Here is an 8,064-nt window from a genome sequence, read left to right on the forward strand (position 1 = left end):
AGTGATCTGACCAAACGCAAGGTGGTGGTGCTCGGCTGGGACGGCGCGGTGTTCGAGCTGGCCCTCCGCTGGGCGCGGGAGGGCAAACTGCCGGCATTGGCCGGCATGCTGGAGCGCGGCGCGTACGGCCGTATGCGGTCCACCATCCCGCCGGTGAGCGCGCCGGCCTGGGCCAGCTTCGTCACCGGCAACAACCCCGGCCGGCACGGCATCTACTACTTCAAAGAGCACATCCCCGGTACCTACGAGTCGCGCCTGGTGTGCGGGGCCGACCGGCGCGGCAAGCCCCTCTGGCGCATGCTGAACGAGCAAGGGCGCACAGCCGGCATCGTCAACCTGGTGATGACCTATCCGCCCGAGCCGCTGGACGGCTTCATGATCTCCGGCATGGACACGCCGGGCGAGGACAGTGCCTACACCTACCCGCCCGAGCTGAAAGAGGAACTGCTCCGCCGGCTGGGGGAATACATCATCGAGCCGACGCTGGAGGAAGAGGCACGCACCTACCGCTATGATGCCCTGTGGGACAAGATCGAGCGCCATCTGGAGAACCAGATCGCCGCGGCGCGCTATCTGCTGAAACACAAGGAATGGGACGTCTTCGCCATCAATTTCCGCGCCACGGACAGCGTCCAGCACCATTTCTGGAAGTTCATGGAGCCGACCCATCCGCAGTATGACCCCGCCGGCGCCGGCAAATACGGCGACCGCATCCTGCGCGTCTACCAGCGGCTGGATGAATTCGCGGCGGAGGTGCGCCGGCTTCTTTCTCCGGAGGACGTGCTCATCGTCATGTCGGACCACGGCTTCGGCCCCACCAGCGACAAGGTCATCTACCTGAACAACTGGCTGGCGGAGCAGGGCTGGCTGAGGTTCCGCCGACAGCCCGCTGTTTCGCCGGGAGCGGCCGGCATCGGCGGACTGCTGTGGCGCACCGCCTGGGAACGCCTGCGCCAGATGGTGCCCCAGCGGGTCAAGATGGCATTAGAGCGCCTGGCGCCGCGCTGGTACGGGCGCATCCGCTACCCGGCCGCCTTCTTCTTCATTGATTGGGAACACACCCTCGCCTATGCCGATGAGTACCAGGAGAGCATCTGGATCAACCTCGCCGGCCGCGAGCCGCAGGGCACTGTCCAGCCCGGCGCCGAGTACGAGGACCTGCGCCGGCAAATCCTGGAGCGCCTGCACGAATGGAAAGATCCCCTCACCGGCGAATCGGTCATCGAGCACGCCGGCCTGCGGGAAGAGATATATCACGGCACGGAGCTGGAGCGTGCGCCCGATATCATCCTTATCCCGCGGCAGGACCCCTATTACCGGGTGCGTCCCAGCCACACCAGCCCAGGCCCGGTCAGCGTCCACACCATGTCGCGCCAGGAGCTTCAGCGGGAATACCTGCCCAACGGCACGCATCGGCTCTATGGCATGCTGTTCGTGGAAGGGCCTGGCATCGCCGCCGGCCGCGCCATCGAACGGGCGGAAATCGTGGATATGGCGCCCACCATCCTGCACCTGGCCGGCTGTGCCGTGCCGCACGGCCTGGACGGGCGGGTGTTGGAGGAGCTGTTCACGACACCGCCGGCGGTGCGCTACAGCGAGGGCGTGGAAACCGGGGAAACCCCGGCCGGCGGCGACCTGTACGACGAAGAGGAGCGGGCCATCCTGGAAGAGCGCCTGCGCGGCCTGGGATACCTGGATTAGATCGGTTTGGAGAAGATGGCTGACGAGACCCCTATAGGACGCAGTTCCGTTGCCACCGCCGGCTATATCCTCCTCGCGCGCATCATCGGCCTGGCCGCCAACGTCATCACCGTCCTGCTCATCACCCGCTATCTGGGGGCCGAGGGCTTCGGCCGCTACGCCTTCGTCATGGCCTATTCCCTGTTCATCGGGACCCTGGCCACCGGCGGGACCTTCAGCATCCTCATCCGCGAGACGGCCCGCGACCGCTCGCGCGCCGGCGAGAATCTGGCCCATGCGCTGACCGTCCAGGCGGTCTTCACGGTCTTGGCGGCCCTGCTTTCCGTACTGCTCCTGCCGCTCTTCACCCGCCAGGCCGTCGTCGTGGCGGCGGTCTACATCAGCGTCCTGGCCTCCATCATTCAGGTGCTGGCCAACCTCTTCGCCAGCGTCTTCACCGCTTTCGAGGACACCAAATACCTGGCTGTCTCCGTGTTCATCGAGCGCGGCGTCTTCCTGGCCGGCGTCATCCTGGTCATGATCATGCGCTGGGGCTTCCTCTCCATCTTCTGGTTCCAGGTGCTCTCGTTCACGATCAAGCTTATTTTCTGCAGTATCATTGTCTGGCAGAAATTCGCCCGGCCGGCATGGCGGATACAGTGGCCGCGCCTGCGCTACTTCTTCCGGGAATCGTTTCCCCTGCTCTTTTCCACAGGATTCCGCACGCTGGACGGCCAGCTCGACACATTCCTGCTCCAGATCCTGCAGACGGCGCTGGAGCTGGGCCTGTACGGCGCGCCCTACCGGTTGATCTCCCGCATGAACATCGTGCCCGACAGCATCATGGCCGGCCTCCTGCCGGCGCTCTCCAACCTGACCCGCGACCAAGAGGGCCGTCAACGGGCCTTCTCCCTGTACCAGAAGATCTTCAAGTACTTCCTCATCATGACCGTGCCGGTTGCCGTGCTCACCTCCCTGATGAGCGAGCCGCTCGTGGTACTGCTCTTTGGCAGGGAATATCGCGGCGCCGCGCCGGCGCTGGCGCTGATGGCCTGGTCGCTGGTCTTCATGTTCCCCAACTACGCCTTCAAGTACCTGCTGACGGCGCTCGGCCAACAGCATTTCGAGGCCATCAGCCTGGCCATTTCCCTGGTGCCGCACCTGGCGCTGGGCCTTTGGCTCATCCCGCGCGCCGGCGCTACCGGCGCCGCGGTCGCCATGCTGGTCGCCCAGGCGGTGGCCTTTGCCGTCGGGTTCTATTACGTCAGCCGGGGCCTGGGTGCGTATAACTTCGCCGGCCCGCTCCTGCGGCTGGCCGCCGGCGCCCTGCCGGCAGGGGTCATGATCGTGCTATGGCCGGCCGGGCCGGCGGCGCTGAAACTGCTCGCCGCCGCTGTCCTGTACCTCGCCGCGCTGTGGCCGCTGGGATTGGTCGAAAGCAGTGAACTGCGCCAGTTCGCCGCACTGCTCCGGCCGCCGGCGGCACTGCGTCCCAGCCGTGGGGCCGGCACAGGAGGATCGCGATGACGCCGCTGAGGAGCGCGCGCTCCTGGCTGGTACAGCACCCTTTGGTGTGGCAGGCGGCGCTGGCGGCCGGCGCGCTGGCCGCCGGGCTGGCGCTGGCACTCCTGCCCCTGCCCAAACTGCCCCTGGCCCTGGGGCTTGTGGGAGCGGCGGTATTGGCCGCCGGCATATGGCTTTCTCTGCGCAGTCGGAGGCCGGTCGAATGGGCGTTCCTGGCCTTCGTCTTCCTGATGCCGGCGACGCGCTTTTCCCTGCTCGAAATGGGCTTCAGCCTCCAGGCCAACTACGCGGCCCTGGCCGTGACCACCCTTTTCCTGCTCTGCCGGGCGGCTCTCCTGGCTCGCCCTCTGTGGTGGCCGCGATCGCGGGTCCACACCGCCGTGATCCTGCTGACGCTGGTCATCGCCGCATCCTTTTTCCTCTCCGCCCAGGTGCCGCCCGGGGAATATCGCGGCGAGGTGCGCTATGTCCGCAGTGCCAAGCAGATCGCCCAGTTCCTGCTGATGGTCATCACCTACGCCGTGGTGGTGCTGGCCGTGCAGGACCGCCGGCTCTTTCGGCGCGCCGTCATCATCCTCATCCTCTCCACCCTGGCGGTCTCGCTGTACGGCATCTACCAGTTTATCGCCTACCCGCTCGGACTGCCGGGCGTGGACCTGTTCCCGCAAAGCGCATCGTTCGGGGCTTCCCGGCAGTGGGCCATCCCGCTGGCCGGCGGCCGCTTCCTGCGCATCTGGTCCGTCGCCTCGGAGCCGGTATGGTTCGGCGACTTCCTGAGCGGTGCCATCCCGCTGATCTTTGCCCTGCTCGCCGGCCGCGCCCTGCGGGAAAGCAGGTGGCAGTGGCTGTTGTGGGCGGCGCTGGGGGCCGCCGGCCTGGCACTCCTGCTGACCTTCGCCCGCAGTGCTTACCTGGCGGTGCTGGTGGGCGGCGTTGTGGTGCTGGCCTTTGCCCCGCGCTTTCTGGCGCGTGCCGGCATCGCCCTGGCCGGCGTCGCCAGCGTCATCGTGATCATCAGCCTGATCCTGTCGCAGATGCCCGTCACGGAACAGGCCTCCCTGCTCCAGGCGGTCAGCGACCGCTTCATCTCCCCCTTCCAGGAGGAGAACTTCGGCAACATCCACCGCACCACCGCCATCGCGACATCTTGGGCCATGTTCCTGGACCGTCCCTGGGGCGTCGGCTACGGCAACTACGGCTTTTTCTTCTACGACTATATGCCCGATTGGGGAAAGGCGATTACCGACGCCTATCCCGATGCCTTCCCGGTGATGAGCGGTAGTATCATCCTGCGCTTCCTGACCGAGACGGGCGTTCCCGGCCTGCTGGCCTTCATCTGGTTGGTCATTGCCGTCACGCTGGAGGGGATCGAGGCCATCCGGGCTTGGCGCCGGCAGGGCGACCGCTTCATGCGCATGGCGTCCCTCGGCCTGCTGGCCGGCTTCCTGGCCCTTATCGCCCGTCTGACCATGGCCGATTCCATCCACTTCACCTATCAGTGGTTTTACATCGCGATGATCGTGGCGGCCGCCCGCCTGGCACGCCGCCCCTCCCCTGACCCCGCTTCCCATGAGGTGGCCTGATGGAAAGCGAGCCAAAACGCATCCTGTTCCTGAACTCCCGCTCTGAGTACGGCGGGGCGGATATGGGGTTATTGACCATCGTCCAGAACCTGGACCAGCGCCGCTTTACGCCGTTGGTGGTGCTTCCCCACCCCGGCCCGTTGGTGGGTGAGCTGGAGGCCGCCGGCGCGCGCGTCATCTACCTGGACCTGTGCCGGCTGGAGCGCCTTGCCAGCCCGCGGGACATCTGGGAATTCGGCCGGCGCTTCATCTCCAGCACCATTCAGCTTATGCGCCTCATCCGCAGGGAACGCGCCGCACTGGTATACACCAACTCGAGCGCGATCCCCGTGGGCGCACTGGCCGCCCGGCTCAGCGGCATTCCCAACGTCTGGCACATACGGGAAATATGGACCTCGCCGCGCTGGCTGACGCGCACCCTGTACCGCTATATCGCGCTGATGGCCGACCGCATCATCACTATCACGTACGCTGTGGCGGTGGCCAATTTCCGCGATGTGGGCGGCAAAATCCGCGTCATCTATGACGGGGTGGACCGCCGGCGTTTCGAGAACCTGGCCGCGCGCGCCGCCGGCGTGCGCCAGCAGTACGACCTGAGGGAATCATGGCCTATCGTCACCTCAGTGGCGCGCATGGTGCCGCAGAAAGGGCTGGACACACTGGTGGAGGCCGCCCACCGGCTGAACGAGGCCGGCATCCGCGCCTATTTCTGCCTGGCCGGCGATATCCCCCGCACCATGTACCAATCGTACAAAGATGCACTGCGCCGGCGCATCGAGGCGTATCATCTGGAGGATTCCGTGCGTCTTTTAGGATGGATCGAGGATGTGCCGGCCCTGTTGGCCGCCTCGGACGTGGTGGTGCTGGCATCGGCCGGACCGGAGGGCGCCGGCCTCATTATCCCCGAGGCCTGGCTGGCCGGCGCTCCCGTCGTCGTGCCGAACCATTCCGGTCCGCTGGAGCTGGTGCGGCATGGGGAGACCGGCCTGCACTTTCGCGCCGGCGACGCCGATGACCTGGCCGCGCAGATCGGTGCGCTCCTGGCCGATGCGGAACTGCGCTCGCGCCTGGCCCAGGCCGGCCGGCAGGTCGCCCTGACGCGGCACGACGCGCAGGCCAATACGACTCGCTTGGAATCCGTCCTGGACGAACTTCTGCGCCCTGGGAGAATGCCGGCGGATGATTGACCTCTCCATCATCATCCTGCACTACCGCACGCCAGAGCTACTGGTCGAATGCCTGGAGTCCATCCGGCGCCATCCCTTCACCCTGGGCACTTGCGAGATATGGGTGGTGGACAACGCCAGCGGCGACGGCACGCCGGCGCGCGTCCGACGCGACTTCCCCGAGGTACAGGTGCTGGAAAATCCCGCCAACCTGGGCTTCGCCGCCGGCAACAATCGCGGCATCGCCCGCTCGCAGGGGCGCTATATCCTCCTGCTCAACCCGGATACCCAGGTACAGGAGGGCGCGCTGGACGAGCTGGTGCGCTTCATGGAGGCGCATCCCGATGCCGGCGCGGCCGGCGGCCAGCTCATCGGGTTGGACGGCGAGATACAGACCTCTTGCCGCGAATTCCCCAACCTGCTGGGCGTCATCCTGCGGGGCACCCCCCTGCACCGCCTCTTCCCGCGCCATCCCAGCCTGTGCCGCTATTTGATGACCGATTGGGACCACAGGACGCCCCGCCCGGTGGACTGGGTATTGGGGGCCTGCCTGCTCATCCGACGGGAGGCGTGGGAACAGGTTGGGCCGCTGGACGAAGGCTTCTTCATGTACTACGAGGACATTGACTGGTGCTATCGGGCGCGCGCCGCCGGCTGGTCGGTCTACTACGTCCCCTCCGCCCGCATTATTCATCACCACCGCCGGGAAAGCGCGCGCGGCCCCTTCAACCGATTGACGTGGATCCATCTCAGGAGTATAATGCGCTTGTTCAGCAAACATCCCCTGCCCCTGTGGTGACGTGCACACGCGCAGCAGCGGCAAGGAGGGTGAGAGGTGCCCCGCGATTCCGAAGTCAATTTTCGCCTTTTCCTGGGAGCCAGCGACATTATCCTGACAGTGATCGCCCTGGCGCTGGCCCGTCTGGCCCGACTGTCCTGGCCCTTTGGCGCCGAGATCGTGCACCCGAAGGCGGCAGAAATATCGCCCGTGGTCTACGTGCTGGTCGTGGTGCTGTGGGTCTTCTTTTTCAATACGCTCTCCGTCTATTCTCCCCGCAAAATGGCCAGCCTGACGCAGGAACTGCAGTCGGTCGCGGTGGCGGTGCTGGTGGCCACCGCCGCCTTCGCCGGCGTGCTGTACCTCACCTACCGCACCGTGCCCCGCCTCCTCTTTGTCTACTTCTTCATCTTTGACCTGATTGCGCTGACGGGTTTCCGGGTGCTGATGCGGACGCTCTTCTATATCCGCATGGGGCGCGACCACGACCCGTTGCGAGTGCTCATCCTGGGCGCCGGCAAGGTGGGACAGGACCTGGCGCGCGCCATTCATTCCAACCGCGGCTGGCCCCTCGCCCGGGTGGTGGGCTTCCTGGATGACGACCCGGACAAATGGAACCGCGAGTACGAAGGCGTGCCGGTGCTCGGCCCACTGGATAAGGTCTGCGAAGTCGTCCAGGAGCAGAACATCCACGAGGTCATCTTTGCCCTGCCCCTGCGGGCACACCACCGACTCATCAACTTGGTGATGGAACTCCAGAAGCTCCCCGTCGAGGTCAAGGTGGTGCCGGACCTCTTTGACCTGGCCTTTGCCCGCACCGAGGTGGAGGAAGTTGACGGCATGCCGGTCATCAGCCTGCGGGCGCCGGCCATCAACGGCTACACCCGGCTGGTCAAACGCGTCTTTGATGTGCTCCTCTCGGCCGTGCTCATCGTCATCACTGCCCCGATCATGGCGCTGATCGCACTGGCTATCAAGCTGGATTCGCCCGGCCCGGTCATCTTCAAGCAGTGGCGCATCGGGGAGAACGGCCGGCCCTTCCTCATGTACAAGTTCCGCACCATGGTGGACGGCGCGGAGCATCGGCTTCATGAGGTCATCCAGTACACCGAGGACGGCAAGCCCATCCACAAACTTCCCAACGATCCGCGGGTGACGCGGCTGGGACACTTCCTGCGCCGTTCCAGCCTGGACGAACTGCCGCAGTTCTTCAACGTGCTGAAGGGCGAGATGAGCCTGGTGGGGCCGCGGCCGGAGCTTCCCTGCATCGTCGAGCAGTACGAGCCATGGCAGAGACGCCGGCTCTCCGTCCCGCCCGGCATCACCGGCTGGT

6 protein-coding genes are annotated in these 8,064 nt (G+C 66.0%); all 6 read left to right on the top strand.

From position 1 onward, the window contains the following. Window positions 1–1,701, top strand: a 1,701-nt coding sequence (locus H5T60_08765; protein ID MBC7242523.1) for an alkaline phosphatase family protein, incomplete at its 5' end; no start/stop codon positions are given. 15 nt (window positions 1,702–1,716) lie between these two features. Beyond that, window positions 1,717–3,207: a flippase gene (locus H5T60_08770; GenBank protein MBC7242524.1), complete on the top strand. Its 1,491-nt coding sequence runs from the start codon at window positions 1,717–1,719 to the stop codon at window positions 3,205–3,207. Further along, the gene (locus tag H5T60_08775) at window positions 3,204–4,787 is read left to right on the top strand and encodes an O-antigen ligase family protein (protein MBC7242525.1); all 1,584 of its coding nucleotides are present in this window, start codon (window positions 3,204–3,206) and stop codon (window positions 4,785–4,787) included. Before H5T60_08770 ends, H5T60_08775 begins: the two co-directional genes overlap by 4 nt. Then, window positions 4,787–5,974, top strand: a complete 1,188-nt coding sequence (locus tag H5T60_08780) for a glycosyltransferase (GenBank protein MBC7242526.1) — start codon at window positions 4,787–4,789, stop codon at window positions 5,972–5,974. The genes H5T60_08775 and H5T60_08780 overlap by 1 nt, the downstream gene beginning before the upstream one ends. Next, on the top strand, window positions 5,967–6,752 hold the full coding sequence (locus tag H5T60_08785) for a glycosyltransferase family 2 protein (protein ID MBC7242527.1): 786 nt from the start codon (window positions 5,967–5,969) through the stop codon (window positions 6,750–6,752). Before H5T60_08780 ends, H5T60_08785 begins: the two co-directional genes overlap by 8 nt. A 36-nt stretch (window positions 6,753–6,788) precedes the next feature. Next, window positions 6,789–8,064: sugar transferase (locus tag H5T60_08790; protein MBC7242528.1), on the top strand; the 1,276-nt coding region annotated here is incomplete at its 3' end.

The sequence above is a fragment of the Anaerolineae bacterium genome (assembly GCA_014360855.1).
GTDB lineage: Bacteria > Chloroflexota > Anaerolineae > JACIWP01 > JACIWP01 > JACIWP01.